Source organism: Streptomyces parvus (assembly GCF_014648875.1).
Lineage (GTDB): Bacteria > Actinomycetota > Actinomycetes > Streptomycetales > Streptomycetaceae > Streptomyces > Streptomyces parvus.
The window spans coordinates 177,150-204,149 of sequence record NZ_BMRY01000005.1 but is presented as its reverse complement, the minus strand read 5'-3'; the positions used below and the strand labels follow the sequence as shown (position 1 = coordinate 204,149).

The window sequence follows — 27,000 nt, the reverse complement described above, 5'->3', positions numbered from 1 at the left end:
GATATGAGCCAGCCGCCCAGCCAGCAACCGCCGCAGGGAGGCTTCGGGGCTCCGCAGGAGCCGCCGAACGGAGCTCCTCAGCCGCCCCAGGATCAGCCGTCCCCCGGTCATCCGGACCTGGCCAAGCCGCCGCAGACGCCGCCGCCCGCCCAGCCGCCCGCGCCCCCGGCCGGCCCGCCGCAGACGCCCCCGCCGGGCGCCCCGGCGTACGGCTATCCGCAGCAGCCCCAGGCGCAGCCCGGCTACGGCTATCCGCAGCAGCCCGGCCAGGCCCCCGGCCCGTACGGGCAGCAGGCCCCCGGTCCGTACGGTCAGCAGCCCGGGCCCTACGGTCAGCAGGCCCCGGGGCCGTACGGTCAGCAGGCGTCCGGTCCGTACGGTCAGCAGCCCCAGACCGGTTACGGCTACCCGCAGCAGCAGTACCCCGGCGCCCCCGCCCCCGGCGGACCGGGCTCCGGTGGCGGGTTCCTCAAGGGGAAGACCGGCATCGTCGTCGCGGCGGCGCTCGCCGTGGTCCTGGCGGCCGGGCTGGGCACCTGGTTCCTCGTGAGCGACAGCGGTGACGACGACCCGAAGAAGCCCGTCGCCACCGGCAGCAACGACCCCAAGGCCCCCAGCGAGTCGCCGACGGTCGACGAGGGCGACGGCAGCGGCGACGGGCGCGAGGTCGACGACGACCTCAACGCCGGGCGCAAGCCGGGCGAGGCCAAGGTCGCCTGGCTCCAGAAGAACGACATCGACCTGCCGCGCAACGGCTCGGCCGTCCAGGGCCCCTGGTTCGCCGGCGACGTGGTCGCCAAGGCCATGTACCGGGGCGTGTCCGGGTACTCCGTCGCCGACGGCAAGCAGAAGTGGAAGCTCGAACTCCCGGCCGACGTCTGCGCCACGCCCAACTCCCCGACCGCCGACGGCAAGATCGTCATCGGAGTGAAGGACGGCACCACGGACCGGGCCAAGTGCTCCGTCCTCCAGATGGTCGACCTCAACACCGGCAAGGCGGGGTGGAAGAAGGAGATCAAGAAGAACGGGACCTGGGACTTCCTGTCCGACATCGGTCTGGCGATCAGCGGGGACACCGTCGCCGTCGGGCGCACCGGCAACTCCAACGCCTACCGGGTCAGCGACGGCAAGGAACTGTTCGGCAACCCCGAGGGCAACTGCAAGCCCTTCGCCTTCTCCGGGGGCGACAAGCTGATCGCCGCGGTCAGCTGCCGCACCGACGACGTCAAGAACCCGCAGAACCAGGTCCAGGAGCTGAACCCCGCCACCGGCAAGCCCCGGTGGACGTACCAGCCGCCGCGCGGCTGGGAAGTCAGCAGGGTCTACTCCTCCACCCCGCTCGTCGTCCGGCTGGAGCACGAGGAGAAGAAGCAGTACACCATCGTCGCGCTCACCGAGAGCGGCAAGCTCCGCTCCCAGCTCACGCCCTCCAAGGGCGCCAAGCTCACCGCCGACTGCGGTAACAGCTTCGCGATCTTCGGCCAGAAGCTCGAAGGATGCAGCGGCGTCGCCGCCGACGCCAACACCTTCTACATCGCGACCGAGGACGATTCGAGCGGGACCTCCCGGACGAACAAGGTCATCGCCTTCAACCTGAACACCGGGAAGCCCAAGTGGGAGGCGCCCGCACCGGCCGAGCGCGTCCTGAAGCCGCTGGGCATGGAGGGCGGCAACGTCCTGCTCTACATGCGGCCGAAGTACGACACCGCCGGCGCCATCGTGACGCTTCCGCCGACCGGCGGCACCGTCAAGACGCTGCTCCAGCACCCGGCGGGCGCCGGGCGCATCGAGAACGGCTTCTTCTCGGCCAGGGTCCTCTACCAGGACGGCCGTTCCTTCATCTTCAGCCAGCGTGTGAGCGCGAGCAACGACAAGGAAGAGCTGGAGCAGACGACGATGCTGGTGTTCGAGAAGTGACCCCTCGCCCCGGCCCCCGAACGCAGTCGGCCGCTCCCGGCCCCCGAACGCCGTCGGACGCTCTCAGCCCCACGCGCCCCCACACCCACTCGTCCCCCGAGGTACGCACGCCATGACCCAGCCGCCGCAGCAGCCGCCCAACCCCGACGAGCCGTCGAACACGCCGCCGGGAGCTCCGAACACGCCCCCGGCGCCGCCCGCCGGTCCGCCCTCGGGCGGGTTCGGTGCGCCGCAGGACCCGCCGCCCGGGGGCTTCGGCCAGCCGACCCCGCCGCCCGCGGACCCCTTCGGCAAGCAGCCCCAGCAGCCGCCCGCCGCCCCGCCGCAGCCGCCCACCGCGCCGCAGGACGCGCCCGCCGGGGGCTACGGCACCCCGCCGCCCCCGGCGCCGGGCAGCTACCCCACCCCGCCCGCGCCGCAGCCCAACGGCTACGGCTACCCCCAGGCCCCGCAGCCGGGGTACGGCTACCCGCAGGGACCCGGTGGCCAGCCCGGTCAGCCCGGTCAGCCCGGGATGCCGCAGCAGGCGTACGGCTACCCGACCCAGCCGATGCAGCCGCAGTTCGGGGCCCCGCAGCCGGGTGGCGACGGCGGCAAGAAGTTCTCCACCCAGATGCAGATCATCGTCGCCGCGGCCGTCGCCGTGGTGCTGATCATCGGCGCCGGCGTCATCTACTCCGCCACCAGCGGTGACGACGGCGGCAAGAACGAGGCCTCCTCGTCCGGCTCCACCGGCGGCGAGGGCAAGGGCGGCGAGGGCAGCGGACTGGCCGGCGGCAGCGAGAAGGTGCCCGCCAACACCAAGTCCAAGGTCGCCTTCCAGGTGCCGCAGCCGGTGGTCAAGGACATCGTGACGGTCGAGGGCTCCTGGGTCACCGACAAGGCGTACGTGAAGACCGGCATCAACGAGATCAACGGCTACGACCGCGACAAGGGCACCAAGCTCTGGTCCTTCCCGCTGGCCGGCGAGATCTGCACCACCTCCCGGCACGTGAGCAAGGACTACAAGACGGCCATCGTCTTCCAGGAGTCGAAGCCGACCAAGGAGAAGAAGTACCCGGCGTGCAACCAGGTCGGCGTGGTCGACCTGGCCGCCGGGAAGCTCCTGTGGAGCAAGAGCGTCACCTCCGCCACCGGTGGCGACCGGCCGGTCAGCTTCGACGAGGTCACGCTCAGCGGGACGACCGTCGCGGCGGGCGGCACCTCGGGCGGCGCGGCCTTCAAGCTGGACACCGGCGCCGAACTCTGGAAGCCGAAGACCGGAGCGGACGGCTGCTACGACCGCGGCTACGCGGGCGGCGAGGCCCTCGCCGTGGTCCGCAAGTGCGGTACGTACGACAGCCCGCAGCTCACCATCCAGGCGCTGAACCCGACCTCCGGCGCGCCGCTGTCCTCGTACCAGATGCCCGCCGGCGTCGAGTACGCGCACATCGTCTCCACCAAGCCGCTGGTGGTCGCGGCCGACGTCGGCGACACCGCCGGCGACGGCAGCGGCATCTCCGACTTCTTCTCGATCGACGCGGCGACCGGCAAGCTGAAGGTCCGTATCCCCGCCGACGCGGAGAAGTACGCGGGCGACTGCGACTCCACCGAAGTCGAGAAGTGCCAGAACATGGCCGTCGGCAACAACCGGCTCTACCTGCCGACCGAGCGCCACGACGGAACCAGCGAGTACGGCGACACGAACGAGGTCGTCGCCTTCGACCTGGACACCGGAAAGCTCCTCGGCGGCCGGGCGGACGCGGGCGACCGGCACATCCTGACCCCGCTCCGGATGGACGGCACCAGCATCATCGCCTACAAGGAGGCTCCCTACGACAAGGGCGGCCAGGTCGTCTCCATCGACGGCGAGACCTTCAAGCAGACGACGCTGATGGAGAACCCGGACGACGAGGCCGTCCGCAAGGCGGAGAAGCGCTTCCACATCGGCTCGGCCGAACTGCTCTACTCCGACGGGCAGTTCTACATGGCCGCCAGGTCGATCCACAAGCCCAGCACCGTCAACCCCGACGAGAAGGTCTACCTCGTCGTCGCCTACGGCACCGACTGATCACCCCGCCCCTCCAGGGCGGCACCAGGCCCCGCCGGTCGATCTCCCGACCGGCGGGGCCGATCATTTTCCGCCCCGCTCGCTCGTCAGGTGATCACCGGCCGCAGGTCAACGAAGGCCCAACAGTGCGGAATCCGGCAATCCCGGTGGCTTCTGCCACGTATGCGCCGCGCGGCGTCGGGCGAGCGTGTACCTTGCCGGGTCAGGAGTCCGGGGGGCCGGGCGTACAGGGCTTTTGGGGGCTGAGGACCGATGGGCGTGCGGCTCATGGTGGTCGACGATCACCGTCTGCTCGCCGAGGCACTCGCCTCGGCGCTGAAACTCCGCGGGCACCGGGTGCTCGCGGCCGCCGCGCCGACCTCCGGCGCCGCGGAACTGGTCGTCAGCAGGGCCCCGGAGGTCTGCCTGTTCGGTACGGCCTCGCCCGCCGCCCCCGGCGTCTTCGACCCGATCACGCGCATCGGCCAGGAGCGCCCGCAGGTGGCGGTGGTGGTCCTCGGGCCGGTGCCCAGCCCGCGCGGGATCGCCGCGGCGTTCGCCGCCGGGGCCGCGGGGTACGTCCGGCACGACGAGCGCATCGAGGGCGTCGAGCGGGCCATGCTCAAGGCGCGGGCGGGGGAGAGCGCCATCGCCCCGCAGCTGCTGCGGGGGGCCTTCGCCGAGCTGCTCAACCCGGCGGCCCAGCCCGACGACGAGGGGCGGCGGCTGCTGCGGATGCTCACCCCGCGCGAGGCCGAGGTGCTGGTGCGGGTCGCCGAGGGGGAGGGCACCCGGCTGATCGCGGCCGGGATGGACATCGCCCCGAGCACCGCCCGTACCCACGTCCAGCGGGTCCTGATGAAGCTCGGGGTCGGCTCCCGGCTGGAGGCGGCCGCCCTCGCCGCCCGTACCGGACTGCTGGAGCGCGCCGCGGCGAACGGCGGCGCGCCGCAGGGCCCGTACGCCCCCGACGGCACGCCGGGCGGAACGCGACAGGGACCGTACGTTCCCGGACAGCACGGGTGACGTACGGCCCCCGGGGGCGTCGGGGCGGGCGGCGGGTCAGCCCGCGCCGGACCCCGGCTCCCGCTCCGGCTCGGCTTCCGGGGCCGCCGGGGCCTCGGCCGGGCGCAGCTTCATCCAGACCAGGAAGAACAGGCCGAGCGCCAGCATGGCGAGGCCGGTCCACAGGTTGATGTGGACGCCCTCGGCCTTCTTCAGGTCGGCGTCGGACGGGCTGAGTCCGGCGATGGTGACGATCACTCCGTAGACCACGAACAGGCCGCCGATGATCCGCCGGATGTCGAAGAGACGGGCCGCGGTCGCGGACTTGCGCTCCAGTTCGGAGACTTCCTTGTGCAGGTCGGACATGGTGAGTGCCTCCGATCAGAACGAGTAGGGGATGTAGCACGCGGCGGCGAGCACGATCGCGCCCCAGCCGAGCAGGGCCGGCTTGCGGTACCAGGCCTTGTCGGCCTCCTCCAGCTCCTCGTCGGGGCTCGGCGACTCCGTCCCGTACACCAGACCGGCCAGTTCCGCCTCGGGCTTCGGCGCGGTGAAGAGGGTGACGACGACCATGACGACGGCTCCGGCGACGAAGCCGACGATCGCGGAGACGAAGTTGGCGCCCTGGTCGGAGGGGATGTCGATGATCCCGCCCTTGTAGATCCAGAAGTAGTTGACCATCGCGGCGGCGGTGCCCGCGACCAGGCCCCAGACGCCGGACTTCATCGAGGCGCGCTTCCAGAACATGCCGATGATGAAGACGACGAACATCGGGACGTTGAAGAACGAGAACAGCGTCTGGAGGTAGCTCATGATGTTCGAGAAGCTGGCGGCGATGAACGCCGTGCCGATCGAGGCCAGCACACCGATCGCCGTGATCAGCCGCCCGAAGCGCAGGTAGTACGTGTCCGGCTTGTCCTTGACCACGTACCGCTGCCAGATGTCGGTGGTGAACACCGTGTTGAACGAGGACACGTTGGCCGCCATGCCCGCCATGAACGCGGCGAGCAGACCGGTGACCGCGATGCCGAGGACGCCGTTGGGCAGCAGTTCCTGCATCAGCAGGGGTATCGCGTCGTTGTAGGTGAGGTCGGAGTCCGGGGTGCCGATCTTCGGCACGATCACGGCGGCGACCAGGCCCGGGATCATCACGGCGAAGACGATGAAGATCTTCGGGAAGGCGGCGATGAGCGGGGTGCGCTTGGCGGCGGAGAGGTTCTTCGCGGACAGCGCGCGCTGCACCTCGGCGAAGTTCGTCGTCCAGTAGCCGAAGGACAGCACGAAGCCGAGGCCGAGGATGATCGTCAGCCAGTTGGCGCCCAGCGGGTTGGCGTCACCGATGCCGGTGCCGCCCCAGGCGGTCATGAAGTCCCCGCCGTGCTGCTTGGTCAGCGAGTCGCTCATGGCGTCCCAGCCGCCGACCCGCTTCAGGCCGAGGACGGTGAGGGGGATCAGCGCGGCGAGGATGACGAAGAACTGGAGCACCTCGTTGTAGATCGCCGAGGAGAGCCCGCCGATCGTGATGTAGACCAGCACGAACAGGCCCGCGACGACGATCGCGACCCACTGCGGCCAGCCGAGGAGCGCCTCCACGACGATGGACAGGGCGTAGAGGTTGACGCCCGCGATGAGGATCGCCGCGAACGCGAAGAGCACGGAGCTCAGCAGGTGGGCGGACCTGTCGAACCGCTGGAGCAGGAACTCCGGCACGGAGCGCACCTTGGAGCGGTAGTAGAACGGCATCATCACCAGGCCGAGGAAGACCATGGCGGGGATGGCGCCGATCCAGTACCAGTGCACCACCGCGACGCCGTACTGCGCGCCGGTGGCCGCCATGCCGAGGATCTCGGTGGCGCCGAGGTTCGCCGCGACGAAGGCGAGCCCGGTCACCCAGGCGGGCAGGGACCGTCCGGAGAGGAAGAAGTCGAGGCTCGTCTTCACGCTGGCACGGGCCATGAAGCCGATGCCGAGTACGACGACGAAGTAGATCGCCAGGATGGCGTAGTCGAGCCCGTTCGTGGGGAGCCGAAGCCCTTCGGCCAGTGTCTGCATGGGGGGTACTCGCTTCGTATCGCGAACTTAACCCGACGGAACTTACGCCGTCATGTTCGAGAAATGAACAGTCTCGTTGGGGTTCTTTGTTCGATCGTGATCGAGTGCGGTTGAATGTCCGGGTATGCGGCCCATGCCCCGCGCCGAATCCCTCGTGATCCACCACGCCTGCGGGCATTGACGAGTGTGTTTGCTTGTGATTTGTTATGTGCGATTATGTTGGAGGGATTGGGTGGAGGACCCTGGTGAAGAAGACGGTGACGACCCTCGCCGACGGCCGTGAGCTGATCTACTACGACGCCGCGGAGGACACCGTCCGCGACGCCGTCGACCAGCGCCCCCTGGACCCCGTCTCGACCTCGTCCGAGATCCGCCGCGATCCGCTGCTCGGCGACGCGGTCGCCATCGCCTCGCACCGCCAGGCCCGCACCTACCACCCGCCGGCCGACGCCTGCCCGCTCTGCCCCACCCGGGAGGGGCGGCACAGCGAGATCCCCGACGGCAGCTACGACGTGGCGGTCTTCGAGAACCGCTTCCCCTCGCTCGCCGGTGACTCCGGCCGCTGCGAGGTCGTCTGCTTCACCTCCGACCACGATGCGTCCTTCGCCGACCTCACCGAGGAGCAGGCCGCACTCGTCCTCGCCGCCTGGACCGACCGCACCGCCGCCCTCGCCGCCCTGGACCAGGTCACCCAGGTCTTCTGCTTCGAGAACCGCGGCGCCGAGATCGGCGTCACCCTCGGCCACCCGCACGGCCAGATCTACGGCTACCCCTTCGTCACCCCGCGCACCGGGCTGATGCTCCGCTCGGCCGCCCGGCACCGCGCGGAGACCGGCTCCAACCTCTTCGACGACGTGGTCGCCCGCGAGGAGAAGGACGGCTCACGCGTCGTCCTCGCCACCGAGCACTGGATCGCCTTCGTCCCGTACGCGGCGCACTGGCCCTACGAGGTCCACCTGTACCCCCGCCGCCGCGTCCCCGACCTGCGGGAGCTGGACGAGGGCGCGCGGACAGAGTTTCCACAGGTCTATCTGGAACTCTTGAGGCGCTTCGACCGGATCTTCGGTCCCGGCGAGCCGCCGACCCCGTACATCTCCGCCTGGCACCAGGCGCCGTTCGGGGTGGACGGCCGCGAGGACTTCGCCCTGCACCTGGAGCTTTTCACCATTCGCCGGACCTCCGGCAAGCTGAAGTTCCTCGCGGGGTCCGAGTCCGGCATGAGCGTGTTCATCAACGACGTGCCGCCGGAGGCCGCGGCCGAGCGACTGCGAGAGGTAGCGAGCCAGTGAGCACTCCCCGGAACCTGTCCCACCTGCCCAAGAAGTACCTGGTCACCGGCGGTGCCGGATACGTCGGCAGCGTCGTCGCCCAGCACCTGCTGGAGGCCGGGCACACCGTGACCGTCCTGGACGACCTGTCCACCGGTTTCCGCGAGGGCGTACCGGACGGGGCCGCGTTCATCGAGGGCCGCATCCAGGACGCCGCCCGCCATCTGGACCCCTCCTACGACGGCGTCCTGCACTTCGCCGCCTTCTCCCAGGTCGGCGAGTCCGTCGTGAACCCCGAGAAGTACTGGGTCAACAACGTGGGCGGCACCACCGCCCTGCTCGCCGCCATGCGCGAACACGGCGTACGCACCCTCGTGTTCTCCTCCACCGCCGCCACCTACGGCGAACCGGTCTCCAGCCCCATCACCGAGACCGACCCCACCGCCCCCACCAGCCCCTACGGCGCGTCCAAGCTCGCCGTCGACCACATGATCAGCGGAGAGGCCACCGCCCACGGTCTGGCCGCCGTCTCGCTGCGCTACTTCAACGTGGCCGGGGCGTACGGAAGGTGCGGCGAGCGGCACGAACCCGAGTCCCACCTCATCCCGCTCGTCCTCCAAGTCGCCCTGGGCAAGCGTGAGTCGATCAACGTCTACGGCGACGACTACGCCACCCCCGACGGCACCTGCGTCCGCGACTACATCCACGTCGCCGACCTCGCCGAGGCCCATCTGCTGGCCCTCACCGCCGCCGCCCCCGGCGAGCACCTGATCTGCAACCTCGGCAACGGCAACGGCTTCTCCGTCCGCGAGGTCATCGAGACCGTCCGCAAGGTCACCGGCCACCCGGTCCCCGAGACCGCCGCCCCCCGCCGCGGCGGTGACCCGGCCGTCCTCGTCGCCTCCGCCGCCACCGCCATCGAGCGCCTCGGCTGGCAGCCGTCCCGCGCCGACCTGGCCGGAATCATCGCCGACGCCTGGCAGTTCGCCCGCCGAGAGGACACGACCACCCCATGACCGAGCACGCCGAACCGACCGTGACCGCCGCCGTCGAGGGGCACCGGGCCGACCCCGCCGCCACCTTCGCCGAGCTGTACGGAAGCGAGCCCGAGGGCATCTGGGCCGCACCCGGACGAGTGAACCTGATCGGCGAGTACACCGATTTCAACGACGGCTTCGTCATGCCGCTAGCCCTCCCGCACACCGCCGTCGCCGCCGTCTCCCGCCGCACCGACGGGGTGCTGCGCCTCTACTCCACCGACGTCCCCGGTGGCGTCGTCTCGCTGCGCACCGACGAACTCGCCCCGCACTCCGGCCACGGCTGGGCCGCCTACCCCGCCGGGGTCCTCTGGGCGCTGCGCGAGGCCGGGCACCCGGTCACCGGGGCGGACATCGCGCTGACCTCCACCGTGCCCACCGGCGCAGGGCTCTCCTCGTCCGCCGCCCTCGAAGTCGTCACCGCGCTCGCCCTGAACGACCTCTTCGCACTCGGCCTGAGCGCCGCCGAACTCGCCGTGATCGGCCGCCGTGCCGAGAACGACTTCGTCGGCGTGCCCTGCGGGATCATGGACCAGATGGCCTCGGCCTGCTGCACCGAGGGCCACGCCCTCCACCTGGACACCCGCGACCTCTCGCTGCGCCAAGTCCCCTTCGACCCGGCCTCCCAGGGCCTGACGCTCCTGGTCGTCGACACCCGGGTCAAGCACGCGCTCGGCGACGGGGCGTACGCGGAGCGCCGGGCCGGCTGCGAGGAGGGGGCCCGGCTGCTCGGCATACCGATGCTGCGCGATCTGCCGTACGAGGACCTCGCCACGGCCCTCTCCACCCTCGCCGACGCCGGGGCGGACGAGTCCGTCATCCGCTACGTACGCCATGTCGTCAGCGACAACCACCGGGTCGAGCAGGTCATCGCCCTGCTCGACGCGGGGGACGTCCGCGCCGCGGGGCCCGTCCTGAACGAGGGCCACCTCTCGCTCCGCGACGATCTGCGGGTCTCCTGCCCCGAGTTGGACCTGGTGGTCGAGGCGGCGAACGCGGCCGGGGCGCTCGGTGCGCGGATGACCGGGGGCGGCTTCGGCGGCTCGGCGGTCGTCCTGGTGGAGGAGACGGCGGCGGGAACGGTGGCCAAGGCGGTCAGCGAGGCGTTCGCGGCGGCGGGACACACGGCCCCGGGGATCTTCGACGCCGTCCCGTCCGCCGGAGCGCGCCGGCTGAGCTGAACCGAGCTGAGCTGAACCGAGCTGAGCTGAGCCCGTTCCGGTGTTCCGGGCTCACAAGTCCTTGACCAGGATGAACTCGGTGACCCCGGGCGGGTAGTCGGCGACCCGGCCGATCTCCTCGTACCCCTGGCGGCGGTAGAAACCGGGCGCCTGGAAATCCCAGGTCTCCAGCCGCGAGCGGGTGCAGGCGCGCTCGGTGCGGGCGGTCCGTTCGGCCTCGGCGAGCAGGCGCGCGCCGAGGCCGAGGCCCCGGTGCGGGGTGTCGACCCAGAGCAGATCGACGTGCAGCCAGTACGCCCAGGTCCGCCCGGTCAGCCCGCCCGCCAGGCCCCCGTGCTCGTCCGACGCCCACACCTCCAGCGGTACTTCGTGCTCGGCGGAGGTGGAGAGCAGCGCACGCAGGCCGGCCGATGCGGCGACGTTGTCCTCGTGCAGACGCCCGCTCAGCAGAATGCGACGTTCTTTGTCTACTTCTGTCTCAAGACGGAACATGAAGCACACCCTAAGACCCACCGGCAAGGGACGGCCGGGACAAGGAAGTGACCAGTTCGCCGAATCGCCTTCCCCTCGTGGCCCCCGCCCGTACGCTGATGCTCAGCACCGGTGGGGGCCGGTGTCGATTCAGGGGAGCGAGAAAGCCGGGTACGGCGTCCGGGGCAGGGCGGCAGGCGGTTCGACGACGGCGGTCGTCGGCGTGGCAGGCCGCAGTGGAGCCCCGGACGTCGTACCCGCAGCTTTCCGACCCCACCGATGGGGGTTCTGTGGCGCGTATCCGGGTTCTCGTGGTGGACGACCACCGCATCTTCGCCGAGTCGCTCGCGGCCGCCCTCGCGGCCGAACCGGACGTGGACGTCTCCGCGGCGGGCAGCGGCCCGGCCGCGCTGCGCGCGCTGGAGCGCGCGGCCGCCGAGGGGCGGGGCTACGACGTGCTCCTGGTCGACGCCGAGCTGGGTGCCCGGACGGGCGGCGGCGAGCTTCCCGCGGTCCCCGCGCCCCGGCCGGAGGAGCCGGCCGCCGTCGACGGCATCGCCCTGGTCGCCGGGGTCCGCGCGGCCCGGCCGGGCGTGCGGTCGGTGGTGCTGGCCGAGAAGGACGACCCGCGCGCCGCCGCCCGGGCGCTCCAGGCGGGGGCCTCGGGCTGGGTGGCCAAGGACTGCTCGCTGCAACGGCTGCTGTCGGTGATCCGGGGCGTGCTGCGCGACGAGACGCATCTGCCGCCCGCCCTGCTCACCGGCGTCCTGCGGGAGCTGACCGCCGCCCGCAAGCACCGCTCCGAGAGCGAGCGGCTGGTGGAGTCGCTGACGCCCCGGGAACGCGAGGTGCTGCGCTGCATGGTGGCGGGCCTGGGCCGCAAAGCGGTCGCGGAGCGGCTGTTCCTGTCCCCGCACACGGTGCGCACCCATATGCAGAACGTGCTGGGCAAGCTCGGGGTGCACTCGACGCTGGCGGCGGTGGCGCTGGCCCGCCGGGCGGGGGTGGGCCCGGCCGACCCGGGGACGGGCCCGCTAGGTAGGGATGTTGTCGAACGGGGCGGTCAACTGGCGCAGTAGCCCGGCCAGTTCGCCGCGCTGGGCGCGGGACAGTTCGGCGAGGATCGCGCGCTCCTGAGCGAGCAGCCCGGCCAGCGACTGGTCGGCCTTGTCGCGCCCCTCGGCCGTGAGCCGGACGAGGACGCCGCGCCGGTCGTTGGGGTCGGGGAGCCGCTCGACGAGGTTCTTCTTGGTGAGCCGGTCGATGCGGTTGGTCATCGTGCCCGAGGTGACCAGGGTCTGCGTGAGGAGCTGCCCGGGGGAGAGCTGGTACGGGGCGCCGGCCCGGCGCAGCGACGTGAGCACGTCGAACTCCCACGGCTCCAGGTTGTGCTCGGAGAAGGCTATGCGGCGGGCCCGGTCGAGGTGGCGTGCCAGGCGGGAGACGCGACTGAGCACCTCGAGTGGTTCCACGTCGAGGTCGGGGCGCTCGCGGCGCCATGCAGCGACCAGTCGGTCGACCTCGTCCTCCATGTCGATCAGTGTAGAGGGTCCCTCGACATGAAGTCTCTTGAATTCAAGTGTCTTGACATCAAGAGATTCTGGGCGTGATCCTGTTCCCCATGACCGCATCCCACCAGCCCTCCTGGGACCCGCAGCAGTACCTGCGCCACGCGGACCACCGCACCCGCCCCTTCCAGGACCTCCTGGCCCATGTCGGCGACGACCTGCCCGGCCGCCCCGCACCCCGTATCGCCGACCTCGGCTGCGGCGCGGGCAACGTCACCGCGCTCCTCGCCGACCGCTGGCCCGAGGCCCGGATCACCGGCTACGACACCTCGCGCGAGATGCTCGCCGAGGCCGCCGCCCACGCCCGGCCGCCCCTGCTCGACTTCGCCGAGGCCGACGCCGCGACCTGGGAGCCCACCGAGACGTACGGCCTGATCGTCTCCACCTCGGCACTCCAGTGGATCCCCGGCCACGCCGACCACTTCCCGCGCTGGCTCGACGCCCTCGCCCCCGGCGGCACGCTCGCCTTCCAGGTCCCCGGCAACTTCACCGCCCCCAGCCACACACTTCTGGCCGGCCTCCGCGAGTCCGACCGCTGGCGCCCCCTGCTCCACGGCGTCGGCGACCGCACCGCCTCGGTCCTGGACCCCGCCGGTTACCTCACCCGCCTCCGCGACCTCGGCTGCACGGCCGACGTCTGGGAGACCACCTACCTCCAGACCCTGGGCGGCGACGACGCGGTCCTCGACTGGGTCAAGGGCACCGCCCTGCGCCCCGTCCTCACCGCGCTCGCCGACGACCCGGACGCCCGCGAGGCGTTCCTCGCCGAATACCGCGACCTGCTCCGCGAGGCCTATCCGCCGGGCCCGTACGGCACGGTCTTCCCGTTCCGCCGCATCTTCGCCGTAGCCCGCAAGGAGAAGTGATGACCGCCCCCGCCTGTGGCCTCGCCGCCGTCGACCACGTCCAGCTCGCCGCCCCGCCCGGCTCCGAGGACGCCCTGCGCACCTTCTACGCCGACGCCTTGGGCATGACCGAGATCCCGAAACCCCCGGTGCTCGCTGCCCGCGGCGGCTGCTGGTTCGCCGCCGGACCGGTCCAACTCCACCTGGGCATCGAGGAGGACTTCCGCCCCGTGAAGAAGGCCCACCCGGGCCTGCGCGTCACCGGAATCGAGGCGTACGCCGCCCGCCTGGAGTCCCACGGCGTGGCCGTCACCTGGGACGACAACCTCCCCGGCCACCGCCGCTTCTACGCCCACGACCCGGCCGGCAACCGCCTGGAGTTCCTGGAGCCGGACGCGTGATGCGGCCCGCTCACAGCGCTGCGAGCGCCTCCGCCGAGATGTCGACGTCCACCGGGAACGGCACGCCCGTCTTCAGCCGGTCGTGATGGATCCCGGTCAGCGCGTACGCCTTCGTCACCGGGTCCAGCTCGTAGACCCGCACGACGGGGTGCTGGTCGGTGCCGGTCATCTCGACCAGCCAGAAGTGCGGGATGCCGGCGGTCGCGTACTTGTGCGGCTTGGCCTCGCGGTCGCGGGCCTCGGAGTCGGGGGAGACGACTTCGACGGCGAGGAGGACGTCGGCGGCCTGGTACCGCGTCACGTCGAGCCCTGTGATCGCCTCGGTCCGCACGACGGAGACATCCGGCTCCGGAGCGTTCCGCCGATCCAGCACTACGGTCATCTCCCGGCGCACCCTCACTTCCGGGGGCGCCGTACTGCGCAGTCCTGTCATCAGCAGATCGATCATCGTGCTGTGAAAGTCTCGCTGCGGACTCACGAAAACCAGGCTCCCGTCGATCAGCTCGGTGTGCGGCGGGAGATCGGGCAGCGTGAACAGATCGTCCACGGTGTATCCGTCCTGCGGGGGCACCGGCCAGCGGGAGCTGTGCGCGGTGGTCGGCTCGGCGGTCATGGTTCCTCCCATGGACGAATCCTCTGCCCTCCCGACCACACTACGGCGGGAAATCCGCACGCGGCATCACAACGGGTGACGACGTGCGGAAGGGTTACGTGATCAGCCGCGATCAGCTCTTCCGGTGCCCTATCAGCCGCGGCTTCGACTCCAGGTTCTCCAGCCCGTGCCAGCACAGGTTCACCAGGTGGGCGGCCACCTCCGCCTTCTTCGGCTTCCGTACGTCCAGCCACCACTGGCCCGTCAGCGCCACCATCCCCACCAGCGCCTGCGCGTACAGCGGGGCCAGCTTCGGGTCGAAGCCGCGGGCCTTGAACTCCAGGCCCAGGATGTCCTCCACCTGCGTGGCGATATCGCTGATCAGCGACGCGAACGTGCCCGTGGACTGCGCCACCGGCGAATCCCGCACCAGGATCCGGAAGCCGTCCGTGTACGACTCGATGTAGTCGAGCAGCGCGAACGCCGCCTGCTCCAGCAGCTCGCGCGGGTGGCCCGCCGTGAGCGCCCCCGTCACCATGTCCAGCAGCTGGCGCATCTCGCGGTCGACCACCACCGCGTACAGGCCCTCCTTGCCGCCGAAGTGCTCGTACACCACCGGCTTGGACACCCCGGCGCGCGCCGCGATCTCCTCCACCGACGTGCCCTCGAAGCCCTTGTCGGCGAACAGGGCGCGCCCGATGTCCAGCAGCTGCTCGCGGCGCTCCTTCCCCGTCATCCGGACCCGCCGGGCCCGGCGGGAGGGGGAGGCTGTCCTGCTCTGGTCGCTGCTCGTGCTGGGGTCGGTGGCCACGTCGTCAATCATGCCGCGTCGGCGGGGGCGGACGTGCGCCGGGAGTCGATACGCGCGGCATCCGGCCACCGCACGTCATCGGCCCAGCCCAGCTTCTCGAACCAGCGGATCAGCCGGGCGCTGGAGTCGATCTGCCCCCGCATCACCCCGTGCCGGGCGCTCGTCGGGTCCGCATGGTGCAGGTTGTGCCACGACTCGCCGCACGACAGCACCGCCAGCCACCACACGTTCCCCGACCGGTCACGCGACTTGAACGGCCGCTTGCCCACCGCGTGGCAGATCGAGTTGATCGACCAGGTCACGTGGTGCAGCAGGGCGACCCGTACCAGCGAGCCCCAGAAGAACGCCGTCGCCGCGCCCCACCACGACATCGTCACCAGCCCGCCCACCAGTGGCGGGATCGCCAGAGAGACGATCGTGAAGGTCAGGAAGTGGCGCGAGACCGCCCGGATCGCCGGGTCCTTGATCAGATCGGGGGCGTACTTCTGCTGCGACGTCTGCTCCTCGTCGAACATCCACGCGATGTGCGCCCACCACAGTCCCTTCATCAGGGCCGGCAGGCTCTCCCCGAACCGCCACGGCGAATGCGGGTCGCCCTCCGCGTCCGAGAACCGGTGGTGCTTGCGGTGATCGGCCACCCACCGCACCAGGGGCCCCTCCACCGCCAGCGAGCCCATCACGGCCAGCGCGATCCGCAACGGCCGCTTCGCCTTGAACGAACCGTGCGTGAAGTACCGGTGGAAGCCGATCGTGATGCCGTGGCAGCCGATGAAGTACATCGCCACCAGCAGACCGATGTCGAGCCAGCTCACCCCCCACCCCCACGCCAGCGGCACCGCCGCGACCAGCGCCACGAACGGCACCACGATGAACGCCAGCAGCGCGAACTGCTCGATCGACCGCTTGCTGTCGCCGCCCAGGGTGGCGGAGGGCAGCGGAGCCGCGGCGGCTCCGGGTGGCTCGGTCTCGTCGACCGCGGGAGGAGTGCTCGGCATGGGGGATACCTCTGAGGGTGAGGGAGAAGGCTCGGACGGCCGTGGCTACGGTTCCGTAACCTACGGTTTGGTAAGTATGGCAGTGACGGGGCCCACAACACGAGAGGCCGCTCCAGCCCGTCCCACGCGGTAGCCCGCCCGCCCCCGGGGTAGGGGTTAGGGCGTGTCCGGCGGATCATGGCCGGGCACGCCCTACCGCCCGGTGCGCCCGGGCGGCGCCGCGCCCCCTCGGGGCAACGGACACGCCGCCTGCGACGACACCTATCCTGGGAGGGTCGGACAGCGCGGTCCGCACCCGCTCGTCGGGGCGTGGCGACAGCACCGCTGCCAGCCGCAGGGCCCCGGACCCCGCCACCCGCTCCCACCGCTACCCACGTGGGGACGGCGAAGCGAACGCACCTCCTCATTCACTGCAAGGAGCCGCACACTGTGAGCAGTGCCGACCAGACCCCTGCCGCCAGCCCCGCGCTGCGCGCCGACATCCGCCGCCTCGGCGACCTCCTCGGCGAGACCCTCGTACGCCAGGAGGGCCAGGAACTCCTCGACCTCGTCGAACGAGTACGCGCCCTGACCCGCACCGACGGCGAGGCCGCCGCCGAGCTCCTCGGCGAGACGGAGCTGGAGACCGCCGCCCAGCTCGTGCGGGCCTTCTCCACCTACTTCCACCTCGCCAACGTCACCGAGCAGGTCCACCGCGCCCACGAGATGCGCGACCGCCGCTCGGCCGAGGGCGGCCTCCTGGCCCGCACCGCCGACCGCCTCAAGGACGCCGACCCCGAGCACCTGCGCGAGACGGTCAAGAACCTCAACGTCCGGCCCGTCTTCACCGCCCACCCCACCGAGGCCGCCCGCCGCTCCGTCCTCAACAAGCTGCGCCGCATCGCCGAGCTGCTGGAGACCCCGGTCATCGAGGCCGACCGCCGCCGCCTCGACCTCCGCCTCGCGGAGAACATCGACCTCATCTGGCAGACCGACGAACTCCGCGTCGTCCGCCCGGAGCCCGCCGACGAGGCCCGCAACGCCATCTACTACCTCGACGAGCTGCACGCGGGCGCCGTCGGCGACGTCCTCGAAGACCTCGCCGCCGAGCTGGACCGCGTCGGCGTCGAACTGCCCGCCGGGACCCGCCCCCTGACCTTCGGCACCTGGATCGGCGGCGACCGCGACGGCAACCCCAACGTGACGCCCGCCGTCACCTGGGACGTCCTGATCCTCCAGCACGAGCACGGCATCACCGACGCCCTGGAGATGATCGACTACCTCCGCGGCCTCCTCTCCAACTCCATCCGCTACGCCGGAGCCACCGAGGAACTCCTCACCTCCCTCCAGGCCGACCTGGAGCGCCTCCCCGGCATCAGCCCCCGCTACAAGCGGCTGAACGCCGAGGAGCCCTACCGCCTCAAGGCCACCTGCATCCGGCAGAAGCTCGTCAACACCCGCGAGCGCCTCGCCGAGGGCACCCCCCACCGCCCCGGCTGCGACTACCTCGGCACCGCCGAGCTCATCGCCGACCTGGAGCTGATCCAGACCTCCCTGCGCGCGCACCGCGGCGGCCTCTTCGCCGACGGCCGGATGGACCGCACCATCCGCACGCTCGCCGCCTTCGGCCTCCAGCTCGCCACCATGGACGTACGCGAGCACGCCGACGCCCACCACCACACCCTCGGCCAGCTCTTCGACCGGCTCGGCGAGGAGTCCTGGCGCTACGCCGACATGCCGCGTGACTACCGGCAGAAGCTGCTGGCCAAGGAGCTGCGCTCGCGCCGGCCGCTGGCCCCCACCCCCGCCCCGCTCGACGCGGGCGGGGAGAAGACCCTCGGCGTCTTCCACACCATCAAGCAGGCCTTCGAACGCTTCGGCCCCGAAGTCATCGAGTCCTACATCATCTCCATGTGCCAGGGCGCCGACGACGTCTTCGCCGCCGCCGTCCTCGCCCGCGAGGCCGGACTCCTCGACCTCCACGCCGGCTGGGCCAAGATCGGCATCGTGCCGCTCCTGGAGACCACCGACGAGCTCAAGGCCGCCGACACCATCCTCGACGAGATGCTCGCCGACCCCTCCTACCGGCGCCTCGTCTCCCTGCGCGGCGACGTCCAGGAGGTCATGCTCGGCTACAGCGACTCGTCCAAGTTCGGCGGCATCACCACCTCCCAGTGGGAGATCCACCGCGCCCAGCGCCGCCTCCGCGACGTCGCCCACCGCTACGGCGTACGGCTGCGCCTCTTCCACGGCCGCGGCGGCACCGTCGGCCGCGGCGGCGGCCCCTCGCACGACGCGATCCTCGCCCAGCCGTGGGGGACGCTGGAGGGCGAGATCAAGGTGACCGAGCAGGGCGAGGTCATCTCCGACAAGTACCTCATCCCCGCGCTCGCCCGCGAGAACCTGGAACTGACCGTCGCGGCCACCCTCCAGGCCTCCGCCCTGCACACCGCGCCCCGCCAGTCCGACGAGGCCCTCGCCCGCTGGGACGCGGCCATGGACACCGTCTCCGACGCGGCCCACAGCGCCTACCGCAAGCTCGTCGAGGACCCGGACCTGCCCGCGTACTTCCTCGCCTCCACCCCGGTGGACCAGCTCGCCGACCTGCACCTGGGCTCGCGGCCCGCCCGCCGCCCCGGCTCGGGCGTCTCGCTGGACGGCCTGCGCGCCATCCCGTGGGTCTTCGGCTGGACCCAGTCGCGGCAGATCGTGCCCGGCTGGTTCGGCGTCGGCTCGGGCCTCAAGGCCCTGCGGGAGGCCGGTCTCGACACCGTCCTCGACGAGATGCACGAGCACTGGCACTTCTTCCGCAACTTCATCTCCAACGTCGAGATGACGCTCGCCAAGACCGACCTGCGCATCGCCCGCCACTACGTCGACACGCTCGTCCCCGACGAGCTGAAGCACGTCTTCGACGGCATCGAGGCCGAACACGCCCTCACCGTGCAGGAGGTCCTGCGGATCACCGGCGGCGAGAAGCTGCTCGACACCAACCCGGTGCTCCAGCAGACCTTCTCCATCCGCGACGCCTACCTGGACCCGATCTCCTACCTCCAGGTGTCCCTGCTCGCCCGCCAGCGCCAGGCCGCGATGCGCGGCGAGGAGCCCGACCCGCTGCTCTCCCGCGCCCTGCTGCTCACCGTCAACGGCGTCGCGGCAGGTCTGCGCAACACCGGCTGACCACCGCGTAGGCGAACGGGCGGTCCTGCTACAGCGCGACGAACGTCGCGACCAGCAGGGCCGCCCCCGCCGTTCCCACGCCCCAAGCGGTCCGCGCCATCCGCAGCCCGCCGCCGATCACGAACGCGGCCAGCAGCAGCGCCCCGGCGAGCGGCACCCAGGCATGCAGAAAGCCCGGCAACCCCGTGCGGACCACCGCATCGGAACCGGGCTTCACCACCACGGGGAAACGATCCCCCTCACGCGCCGCGACGGACCGGTCCAGGGTCACCCGCGGGCGCTCCCGCGACACCGAGTCAGGGGTGAACGCCCCGGTGCACTTCTCCTCGCCGCACCCCGTCACGGTCACGGTCCCGTGGTCACGGCCCTTGGCCAGAACGATGTGGTGCGCGGTGTCCCACGACGACCACGCACCCGCGACCAGCAGCACCAGGACGACCAGCCCCATGGCCATCCGCCGCCCCGCTGCCGCCGCCCGGTGGGAAGTGCTCCGCTTCATGGGGGCAGATCCTTGGCCAGACCCGCACCCGCGGTCAACCTATGGCCGAAAAACGCCCCAGCAGCACCAGGAATGTCAGGAGTTGTACGCGGCGGGGGAGGGGCGCTCGTGGCTCAGGAGTTGTACGCGCTCTGCGCCCGCTCCAGACCTTCCGCCAGCAGACACTCCACCGCGTCCGCCGACCGGTCCACCAGGAACGCCAGTTCCTTGCGCTCGGTCGACGAGAAGTCCTTCAGCACGAAGTCCGCGACCTGCATCCGCCCCGGCGGCCGCCCGATCCCGAACCGCACCCGGTGATAGTCCGGACCCATCGCCTTCGTCATCGACTTCAGCCCGTTGTGCCCGTTGTCCCCGCCGCCGAGCTTCAGCCGCAGCGCCCCGTAGTCGACGTCCAGTTCGTCATGGACGGCCACGACATGGTCGGTGGGCACCTTGTAGAAGTCGCGCAGCGCCGTCACCGGACCGCCCGACAGATTCATGTACGACATCGGCTTCACCAGCACCACCCGCCGGCTCGCCGGACCCGGCGGACCGATCCGCCCCTCCACGACCTGCGCCTGTGCCTTCTGCGCCCGCTTGAACTTCCCGCCGATCCGGGTCGCCAGCAGGTCGGCGACCATGAACCCGACGTTGTGCCGGTTCGCCGCGTAGTCGGGACCCGGATTGCCCAGGCCCACGATGAGCCAGGGGTCGGTGGCGTCGGACATCAGCGCTCGGTCTCCTCACATACGGCATACGGCACAGGACTTACGGCGTACGGCACAGGCAAACGGGGCGGCGGCTCCCGGAAGGGAACCACCACCCCGTCAGTCAAGCAGGTGGAACAGAGGTGCTGCGGGTGGACCGCGAGGCTCAGGCCTCGGCGGTCTCGCCCTCGGCGGCCTCTTCGGCGGCCGGCTCCTCGGCCTGCGCGGCGACGACCTGGATCACGATGGCGTCCTCGTCGCCGGCCAGCGTCGAGCCCTTGGGCAGCGCGATGTCCTTGGCGACGATCGAGTCACCGGCGTCCAGGCCCGCGACGGAGACCGTGACGGACTCGGGGATGTGGGTGGCCTCGGCCTCGACCAGCAGGGTGTTCTGGACGAACTCCAGCAGGTTGGCGCCCGGCGCCAGGTCGCCCTCGGCGTGCACCGCGATCTCGACCTGGACCTTCTCGCCGCGCTTCACGGTGAGCAGGTCGACGTGCTCGATGGTGCCCTTGAGGGGGTGGCGCTGCACGGCCTTCGGGATGACCAGAGCGTTCTTGCCGTCGATCTCCAGACCGATCAGCACGTTGGCGGTACGCAGCGCGAGCAGCAGCTCGTGGCCCGGCAGCGTGACGTGGACGGGCTCGGCGCCGTGGCCGTAAACGACACCGGGAACGCGGTCGGCACGACGGACACGGCGGGCGGCGCCCTTGCCGAACTCGGTACGGACCTCGGTGGCGAGCTTGATCTCGGCCATGTTGCACTCCTCGTCAGGTACGGAGAGCCGTCGGGGGTGACGGAACTCGAACGGTCACCCGGCCCACGACAGGCCTGCTACGAAGAGCGCGTCGATAACGGACCGCCGTACACGTGGGTACGGCCTCCCTCGCCGAGCAACTCGCTGAGTCTACCCGGCGGGGAGGCCGCACCCCAAAGTGGATCAACAGGGACCGCTCAGGCGGTCAGACCTGCTCCGCTCAGCCCTGCTCCTCGAAGAGGCTCGTCACCGAACCGTCCTCGAACACCTCACGCACCGCGCGCGCGATCGTCGGCGCGATCGAGAGCACCGTGATCTTGTCCAGCTCCAGCTCGCCCGGGGTCGGCAGCGTGTCCGTGAACACGAACTCGCTCACCTTCGAGTTCTTCAGCCGGTCGGCCGCCGGACCCGACAGGACGCCGTGCGTCGCCGTCACGATGACGTCCTCGGCGCCGTGCGCGAACAGGGCGTCCGCGGCGGCGCAGATCGTGCCACCGGTGTCGATCATGTCGTCGACCAGCACACAGACCCGGCCCTCGACGTTGCCGACGACCTCGTGGACGGAGACCTGGTTCGGCACGTCCTTGTCGCGGCGCTTGTGCACGATCGCCAGCGGCGCGTCCAGCCGGTCGCACCAGCGGTCGGCGACCCGCACGCGGCCCGCGTCCGGCGACACGATCGTCAGCTTGGAACGGTCGACCTTCGCACCCACGTAGTCCGCCAGGATCGGCAGCGCGAACAGGTGGTCCACCGGGCCGTCGAAGAAGCCCTGGATCTGGTCCGTGTGCAGATCGACGGTGAGGATCCGGTCCGCACCCGCCGTCTTCATCAGGTCCGCCACCAGACGGGCCGAGATCGGCTCGCGGCCCTTGTGCTTCTTGTCCTGGCGGGCGTACCCGTAGAACGGCACGATCACCGTGATGGAGCGGGCCGACGCGCGCTTCAGCGCGTCCAGCATGATCAGCTGCTCCATGATCCACTTGTTGATCGGAGCCGTGTGGCTCTGGATCAGGAAGCAGTCCGCGCCACGTGCCGACTCCTGGAACCGCACATAGATCTCACCGTTGGCGAAATCGAAGGCCTTCGTCGGCACGAGACCGACTCCCAGCTGATGGGCGACCTCCTCGGCCAGCTCGGGGTGGGCGCGGCCGGAGAAGAGCATCAGTTTCTTCTCGCCGGTCGTCTTGATCCCGGTCACAGCACAGTCTCCTCAGACGTGTATCTGGCGCTGCACGCATAGGTCCCGATGTGCAACGAGCCAGCCGAAATGGGGTGAGCATCTATCACGGTACGCCGTCACCGGCGCACCTGTTTCCGGTCAGCTTTGCCCGTCGGGCTCCCGCGACGACGCCTGAGCGGCCTGCGCGGCGGCGCTGCCCGGACGCTTCCGGGCTACCCAACCCTCGATATTCCGCTGCTGGCCCCGTGCCACGGCCAGCGAACCGGACGGCACGTCCTTCGTGATGACCGACCCGGCGGCGGTGTAGACCCCGTCCCCGACCGTGACCGGTGCCACAAACATATTGTCCGATCCGGTACGGCAGTGGGAGCCGATCGTCGTGTGGTGCTTGGCCACACCGTCGTAGTTCACGAAGACGCTCGCCGCGCCGATGTTGGTGTGGTCGCCGATGGTGGCGTCGCCGACGTAGCTCAGGTGCGGGACCTTCGTCCCCTCCCCGATCGTGGCGTTCTTCATCTCCACGTACGTACCGGCCTTGGCCTTCGTCCCCAGCCGCGTCCCCGGCCGCAGGTAGGCGTACGGGCCGACCGACGCCCCGGGCCCGACCTCGGCCGAGAGCGTCACGGCGTTGTCGACGCGGGCGCCGGCGCCGACGAGGGTGTTCTCGATCCGGGAGTTGGGGCCGACCTCGGAGTCCTCCCCGAGATGCGTGGAGCCGAGCAGCTGCGTCCCCGGGTGCACGACCGCGTCGCGCTCGTACGTGACGGTCGCGTCGATCAGCGTGGACGCCGGGTCGACGACGGTCACGCCCGCGAGCATGGCCCGCTCCATCAGCCGCTCGTTCAGCAGTCGGCGGGCCTCGGCCAGCTGGAGCCGGTTGTTGATGCCGAGGATCTCGCGGTGGTCGCCCGCCACGGACGCCCCGACGCGGTGCCCGGCCTCGCGGAGGATGGACAGCACGTCGGTGAGGTACTCCTCGCCCTGGCTGTTGTCGGTGCGCACCTTGCCCAGCGCGTCGCCCAGCAGCCGCCCGTCGAACGCGAACACCCCGGAGTTGATCTCCAGGATCGCCCGCTGCTCGTCGGTGGCGTCCTTGTGCTCGACGATCTCGGTGACCGCGCCGGTGGCGGGGTCGCGCACGATCCGCCCGTAGCCGGTGGAGTCCGGGACCTCGGCGGTCAGGACGGTCACCGCGTTGGCGTCGGCGGCGTGGGTGGCGGCGAGGGCGCCGAGCGTCTCGCCGGAGAGCAGCGGGGTGTCGCCGCACACGACGATCACGGTGCCGTCGACGGTCCCGCCGAGCTCTTCGAGCCCCATGCGGACGGCGTGCCCGGTGCCGTTCTGCTCGGCCTGGAAGGCGGTGCGCACGGGGGCGTCGCCGGCGTTCAGATGGGCGGTGACCTGCTCACTGGCGTGTCCGACGACCACGACGAGATGCTGGGGGTCCAGCTCACGGGCGGCGGCGACGACATGTCCGACGAGCGAGCGCCCGGAGATCTCGTGCAGAACCTTGGGGGTCTTCGACTTCATACGGGTGCCCTCACCCGCTGCGAGGACGACGACGGCTGCCGGGCTGGTTGCGCTCACGGATGTGCCCTTCGGCTTCGGGTGGTGGTCATCCGCAGGATACCGGGGGTGTTTCGGCGGGAAACGGGGAAGGGCCCCGACCGGTGTGGTCGGGGCCCTCGTGTCGAAGCTCCCCCATCAGGATTCGAACCTGAACAGACGGTACCAAAAACCGCAGTGCTGCCTGATTACACCATGGGGGATCAATTCCGACCGAACCGGACATCGCGTCGGCTCGCCGGATCGGCACCCAACACTATGCCGTACCAAGCGCCTTCTGTGCGACGACGGAAGGGATCACCGGACGGGTGCTGTTGCCGGTCACCCGGAATTGAGATGCGTCCGCCCGTAGGCTGGATGCCATGACCGCAACGGGGGCAGACCGGGAGGCGGCGGGATCGACCACCCGCGGCTACTGGTGGTGGGAGCGGCGACGGAGTGTCGCCCTGGACGTGGGACTGGCGCTGGTATCGGCGCTGGAGTGTGGCCTGGAGGGGGTGGAGTTCGCCCGGAACACCGGGATTCCGGTGCCGGTGGGCGTGGTGTTCGGACTGCTCGCGGGTTCGGTGCTGCTGGTGCGCCGGCGCTGGCCGATCGTCGTGGTGCTGCTGACGATCGCGATGACGCCCGCCGAGATGGGCTTCCTGATGGCCCTGGTCGGCCTGTACACGCTGGCCGCCTCCGAGGTGCCGCGCCGGATCACCGTCGTGCTCGCGAGCATGGCGCTGGTGGGGACGTTCATCATCACGTACGTACGGCTGCGGCAGAGCGTGGCCGAGCAGACCGACTTCGGTCCGGGGGACTGGTACGTCCCGCTGATGTCCGTCTTCATGGCGGTGGGCCTCACGGCTCCGTCCGTGCTCCTCGGCCTCTACATAGGCGCGAGACGCCGTCTGATGGAGAGCCTGCGGGAGCGGGCCGATTCGCTGGAGCGGGAGTTGTCGCTGCTCGCGGACCGGGCCGAGGAGCGGGCCGAGTGGGCGCGTACGGAGGAGCGGACCAGGATCGCCCGGGAGATGCACGACGTGGTCGCGCACCGGGTGAGCCTGATGGTGGTGCACGCCGCCGCCCTCCAGGCGGTCGCCCCGAAGGACCCGGCGAAGGCCGTACGCAACGCGGCGCTGGTCGGGGACATGGGCCGGCAGGCGCTGACGGAACTGCGCGAGATGCTCGGGGTGCTGCGGACGGGGGAGGCGCTGACCGCGCCGGCCGCGGCGGGCGGGGTTCCGCTGGCGTCGGTACGGCAGGCGGCCGCGGCGGCCGCCGCCTCCGCCGCGACGGAGGACGGGCCGCGGCTGCACGAGCTGGAGGCGCTGGTGGCGCAGTCCCGGCAGGCGGGGATGGTGGTGGAGCTGACGGTCCACGGCGAGCTGCGGCCGTATCCGCCGGAGGTGGAGCAGACGGCGTTCCGGGTGGTGCAGGAGGCGCTGACGAACGTCCACAAGCACGCGGCGGGCGCGAAGACGTGGGTACGGCTCGCGCATCGGGAGGCCGAGGTCGCGATGCAGGTCGAGAACGGCCCGTCGGACGCGGCGGCGGCGGACGCGGGGTTGCCGAGCGGGGGGAACGGGCTGGTGGGGATGCGGGAGCGGGTGCTGGGGCTGGGGGGCGTGTTCGTTTCCGGCCCGACGGACGCGGGGGGCTTCCGCGTCTCGGCGGTACTGCCGGTGGGCCTTTCAAGCCCGTCCGGCGATTGAGGGCTGCCTTCCTCTGCCCGTGGGGCGCGTGAGGCCTGGCCCTTTAAGCCCGTCCGGCGATTGAGGACGGAACCCTGGCGGTGGGGAGCGGCGACCCCTCCGTGTCCGGGGAAGTGATGGTGCTGGCCCGTCCGAGGCGACGGTTCCGTCCTCAAACGCCGGACGGGCTGGCAAGGCGCGGCGGCTGCGTGCCCGTTACCAAGGTGGTCAGCGCCTCGTCGATGTCCTGGCCCAGGAACCAGTCCCCGGTGTGATCGATGCTGTACACCCGCCCCTCCGTATCGATCGCCAGCACCGCCTGCTCCTCCCCCTCCGCCCCCAGCGGACTGACCTCCGTCTCCAGGGCCCGGCCGAGGTCCCCGAGCGTACGGGCCAGGTGCAGGCCGCTCAGCGGATCGATGCGTACCGCGGTCGGCGCGATGTGGCGGCCGGGGGCGGCCGCGGTGATGCGGAGGCCGCCGAACTCCGCCCACGCCTCGACCGCGGCCGGGAAGACGGCGTGCCGGTGGCCGGCCGGGGAGGCGTGGGAGCGCAGGGCGTCGGCCCACTCCTCGGCCTGGCGGATGTCCCAGCGCCCGGGCTGCCAGCCCGCCTCGCGCAGGGCGGCGTCGACGGCGACGGAGAAGCGGGTGGTGGAGGTGTGCTGCTGGCGGTCGTGCATCGGTGGGCGGTCAGCCCTTCTCGGCGGTGGTCGCGGCGCCGGTGGAGGTCAGGTCGACGGGGCGTACGCCGAAGTGGGACAGGAGCGCGGAACAGGACCGGCAGGGCGGTGCGTAGCTGCCGTGCAGCGGGTCGCCGTCCTCGCGGATGCGCCGTGCGGTGATCCGCGCGTGCTTGAGCGCGCGCCGCGCTTCCCCGTTGGTCAGGGGTTTTCGCTGGGCCCGTTTGGAGCGCCCGGTCTCGGCGGCGGTGAGGTGGCGGGAGAGCAGTATCGCTTCGGGGCAGCGGCCGGTGAAGCGCTCGCGCTGGCCGCTGGTGAGGGCGTCGAGGAAGTCCTGGACGAGCGGGTGCAGCACCGGCGGCTGGTCCCCCTTGCCCGCGGTGCAGGTCAGCGTCTCGCCCCGGACGGACAGCGCGGCGGCCACGGCGGGGAGGATCCCGTCGCGGCGGTGGATCAGTCGGGGCGTACGGCTGGTCCCGGTAGCGCTCCAGGTGAGGCGTGGATCCCCTGATGTGACGGTTTGTGCTGAATGCATCGTGCTGACGTCCCTCCCTGCAATCCCCCGAGTTGCGGGGACAGCCTGCCAAATGTGCCGGGTGGTGGGGAAGCTGGGGCGGGGAAAC

At 71.2% G+C, this 27,000-nt stretch carries 25 protein-coding genes and 1 tRNA gene; 11 read left to right on the top strand and 15 right to left on the bottom strand.

Annotated features, from left to right (window positions below):
* Positions 1–3: 3 nt before the first annotated feature.
* The 3 genes from IE140_RS17685 (at position 4) to IE140_RS17675 (ending at position 4,972) form a co-directional block, all read left to right on the top strand.
* Positions 4–1,917 carry an outer membrane protein assembly factor BamB family protein gene (locus tag IE140_RS17685; protein ID WP_189460529.1) on the top strand — a complete coding sequence of 638 codons (1,914 nt, stop codon included), beginning with the start codon at positions 4–6 and terminating at the stop codon, positions 1,915–1,917.
* 112 nt (positions 1,918–2,029) lie between these two features.
* Positions 2,030–3,967 (top strand): outer membrane protein assembly factor BamB family protein, encoded by a 1,938-nt coding sequence (locus tag IE140_RS17680; protein WP_189460527.1) that lies wholly within the window; start codon positions 2,030–2,032, stop codon positions 3,965–3,967.
* Between the two features lie 252 nt (positions 3,968–4,219).
* Positions 4,220–4,972: a response regulator transcription factor gene (locus IE140_RS17675; RefSeq protein WP_093440289.1), complete on the top strand. Its 753-nt coding sequence runs from the start codon at positions 4,220–4,222 to the stop codon at positions 4,970–4,972.
* Positions 4,973–5,008: 36 nt separating this feature from the next.
* Here IE140_RS17675 and IE140_RS17670 read toward each other — a convergent pair whose 3' ends face one another.
* Complete coding sequence (locus IE140_RS17670) at positions 5,009–5,317, bottom strand: hypothetical protein (RefSeq protein ID WP_030803347.1); 309 nt, start codon at positions 5,315–5,317, stop codon at positions 5,009–5,011.
* A 15-nt stretch (positions 5,318–5,332) separates the two neighbouring features.
* Complete coding sequence (locus tag IE140_RS17665; RefSeq protein ID WP_093440292.1) at positions 5,333–7,003, bottom strand: sodium:solute symporter family protein; 1,671 nt, start codon at positions 7,001–7,003, stop codon at positions 5,333–5,335.
* A 245-nt stretch (positions 7,004–7,248) separates the two neighbouring features.
* Here IE140_RS17665 and galT point away from each other — a divergent pair, with 245 nt between their 5' ends.
* From galT to galK, 3 genes are read left to right on the top strand one after another with little or no spacing between them, the layout of a single operon-like run.
* Positions 7,249–8,292, top strand: coding sequence for a galactose-1-phosphate uridylyltransferase (gene galT, locus IE140_RS17660; protein ID WP_150196180.1), 1,044 nt, complete (start codon positions 7,249–7,251; stop codon positions 8,290–8,292).
* 14 nt (positions 8,293–8,306) lie between these two features.
* Positions 8,307–9,287 (top strand): UDP-glucose 4-epimerase GalE, encoded by a 981-nt coding sequence (galE, locus tag IE140_RS17655; RefSeq protein ID WP_150196185.1) that lies wholly within the window; start codon positions 8,307–8,309, stop codon positions 9,285–9,287.
* Positions 9,284–10,489: a galactokinase gene (gene galK, locus IE140_RS17650; protein WP_189460525.1), complete on the top strand. Its 1,206-nt coding sequence runs from the start codon at positions 9,284–9,286 to the stop codon at positions 10,487–10,489. Before galE ends, galK begins: the two co-directional genes overlap by 4 nt.
* Positions 10,490–10,540: 51 nt before the next feature.
* On the opposite strand, the gene IE140_RS17645 is transcribed toward galK, so the two are convergent.
* Positions 10,541–10,981, bottom strand: a complete 441-nt coding sequence (locus IE140_RS17645) for a GNAT family N-acetyltransferase (RefSeq protein WP_093440297.1) — start codon at positions 10,979–10,981, stop codon at positions 10,541–10,543.
* 269 nt (positions 10,982–11,250) lie between these two features.
* On the opposite strand from IE140_RS17645, the gene IE140_RS17640 reads away from it, so the two are divergent.
* On the top strand, positions 11,251–12,039 hold the full coding sequence (locus IE140_RS17640) for a response regulator transcription factor (RefSeq protein ID WP_032767230.1): 789 nt from the start codon (positions 11,251–11,253) through the stop codon (positions 12,037–12,039).
* Here IE140_RS17640 and IE140_RS17635 read toward each other — a convergent pair.
* Positions 11,995–12,492: a MarR family winged helix-turn-helix transcriptional regulator gene (locus IE140_RS17635; RefSeq protein ID WP_010059740.1), complete on the bottom strand. Its 498-nt coding sequence runs from the start codon at positions 12,490–12,492 to the stop codon at positions 11,995–11,997. The genes IE140_RS17640 and IE140_RS17635 overlap by 45 nt on opposite strands.
* 89 nt (positions 12,493–12,581) lie before the next feature.
* Between IE140_RS17635 and IE140_RS17630 the strand changes: the two genes are divergently transcribed.
* Both IE140_RS17630 and IE140_RS17625 read left to right on the top strand, forming a co-directional pair.
* Positions 12,582–13,394 carry a trans-aconitate 2-methyltransferase gene (locus IE140_RS17630; protein WP_150196178.1) on the top strand — a complete coding sequence of 271 codons (813 nt, stop codon included), beginning with the start codon at positions 12,582–12,584 and terminating at the stop codon, positions 13,392–13,394.
* Positions 13,394–13,774, top strand: a complete 381-nt coding sequence (locus IE140_RS17625) for a VOC family protein (protein ID WP_150196176.1) — start codon at positions 13,394–13,396, stop codon at positions 13,772–13,774. The genes IE140_RS17630 and IE140_RS17625 overlap by 1 nt, the downstream gene beginning before the upstream one ends.
* Before the next feature lie 10 nt (positions 13,775–13,784).
* Here the strand turns inward: IE140_RS17625 and IE140_RS17620 are convergent, their stop codons facing one another.
* The 3 genes from IE140_RS17620 to IE140_RS17610 form a co-directional block, all read right to left on the bottom strand.
* Complete coding sequence (locus IE140_RS17620) at positions 13,785–14,387, bottom strand: Uma2 family endonuclease (RefSeq protein ID WP_003968582.1); 603 nt, start codon at positions 14,385–14,387, stop codon at positions 13,785–13,787.
* A gap of 112 nt (positions 14,388–14,499) precedes the next feature.
* Positions 14,500–15,189: a TetR/AcrR family transcriptional regulator gene (locus IE140_RS17615; RefSeq protein WP_093440305.1), complete on the bottom strand. Its 690-nt coding sequence runs from the start codon at positions 15,187–15,189 to the stop codon at positions 14,500–14,502.
* On the bottom strand, positions 15,186–16,172 hold the full coding sequence (locus IE140_RS17610; RefSeq protein WP_150196174.1) for an acyl-CoA desaturase: 987 nt from the start codon (positions 16,170–16,172) through the stop codon (positions 15,186–15,188). Before IE140_RS17610 ends, IE140_RS17615 begins: the two co-directional genes overlap by 4 nt.
* Positions 16,173–16,601: 429 nt before the next feature.
* Here IE140_RS17610 and ppc point away from each other — a divergent pair, with 429 nt between their 5' ends.
* Complete coding sequence (gene ppc, locus IE140_RS17605) at positions 16,602–19,331, top strand: phosphoenolpyruvate carboxylase (protein WP_150196172.1); 2,730 nt, start codon at positions 16,602–16,604, stop codon at positions 19,329–19,331.
* Between the two features lie 28 nt (positions 19,332–19,359).
* On the opposite strand, the gene IE140_RS17600 is transcribed toward ppc, so the two are convergent.
* From IE140_RS17600 to IE140_RS17575, 6 genes are all read right to left on the bottom strand, one after another.
* The gene (locus IE140_RS17600; RefSeq protein ID WP_109178867.1) at positions 19,360–19,830 is read right to left on the bottom strand and encodes a hypothetical protein; all 471 of its coding nucleotides are present in this window, start codon (positions 19,828–19,830) and stop codon (positions 19,360–19,362) included.
* Positions 19,831–19,943: 113 nt separating this feature from the next.
* Positions 19,944–20,537 carry an aminoacyl-tRNA hydrolase gene (pth, locus tag IE140_RS17595; RefSeq protein ID WP_010071032.1) on the bottom strand — a complete coding sequence of 198 codons (594 nt, stop codon included), beginning with the start codon at positions 20,535–20,537 and terminating at the stop codon, positions 19,944–19,946.
* Between the two features lie 145 nt (positions 20,538–20,682).
* Positions 20,683–21,273 (bottom strand): 50S ribosomal protein L25/general stress protein Ctc, encoded by a 591-nt coding sequence (locus tag IE140_RS17590; protein WP_032781565.1) that lies wholly within the window; start codon positions 21,271–21,273, stop codon positions 20,683–20,685.
* Positions 21,274–21,493: 220 nt separating this feature from the next.
* Positions 21,494–22,471, bottom strand: a complete 978-nt coding sequence (locus IE140_RS17585) for a ribose-phosphate diphosphokinase (protein ID WP_006125162.1) — start codon at positions 22,469–22,471, stop codon at positions 21,494–21,496.
* A gap of 120 nt (positions 22,472–22,591) precedes the next feature.
* Entirely contained in the window at positions 22,592–24,040 is a 1,449-nt protein-coding gene (gene glmU / locus IE140_RS17580) for a bifunctional UDP-N-acetylglucosamine diphosphorylase/glucosamine-1-phosphate N-acetyltransferase GlmU (RefSeq protein ID WP_150196170.1), read from the bottom strand.
* Positions 24,041–24,149: 109 nt separating this feature from the next.
* A tRNA-Gln gene (locus IE140_RS17575) sits at positions 24,150–24,222 on the bottom strand.
* Positions 24,223–24,381: 159 nt separating this feature from the next.
* Here IE140_RS17575 and IE140_RS17570 point away from each other — a divergent pair.
* Positions 24,382–25,716 carry a sensor histidine kinase gene (locus IE140_RS17570; RefSeq protein ID WP_109178865.1) on the top strand — a complete coding sequence of 445 codons (1,335 nt, stop codon included), beginning with the start codon at positions 24,382–24,384 and terminating at the stop codon, positions 25,714–25,716.
* A 151-nt stretch (positions 25,717–25,867) separates the two neighbouring features.
* Here IE140_RS17570 and IE140_RS17565 read toward each other — a convergent pair whose 3' ends face one another.
* Together IE140_RS17565 and IE140_RS17560 are read right to left on the bottom strand one after the other, a co-directional pair.
* Entirely contained in the window at positions 25,868–26,377 is a 510-nt protein-coding gene (locus IE140_RS17565; protein WP_150196168.1) for an SUKH-3 domain-containing protein, read from the bottom strand.
* A 10-nt stretch (positions 26,378–26,387) separates the two neighbouring features.
* On the bottom strand, positions 26,388–26,912 hold the full coding sequence (locus tag IE140_RS17560) for a YwqJ-related putative deaminase (RefSeq protein WP_006125158.1): 525 nt from the start codon (positions 26,910–26,912) through the stop codon (positions 26,388–26,390).
* Positions 26,913–27,000: the final 88 nt, after the last annotated feature.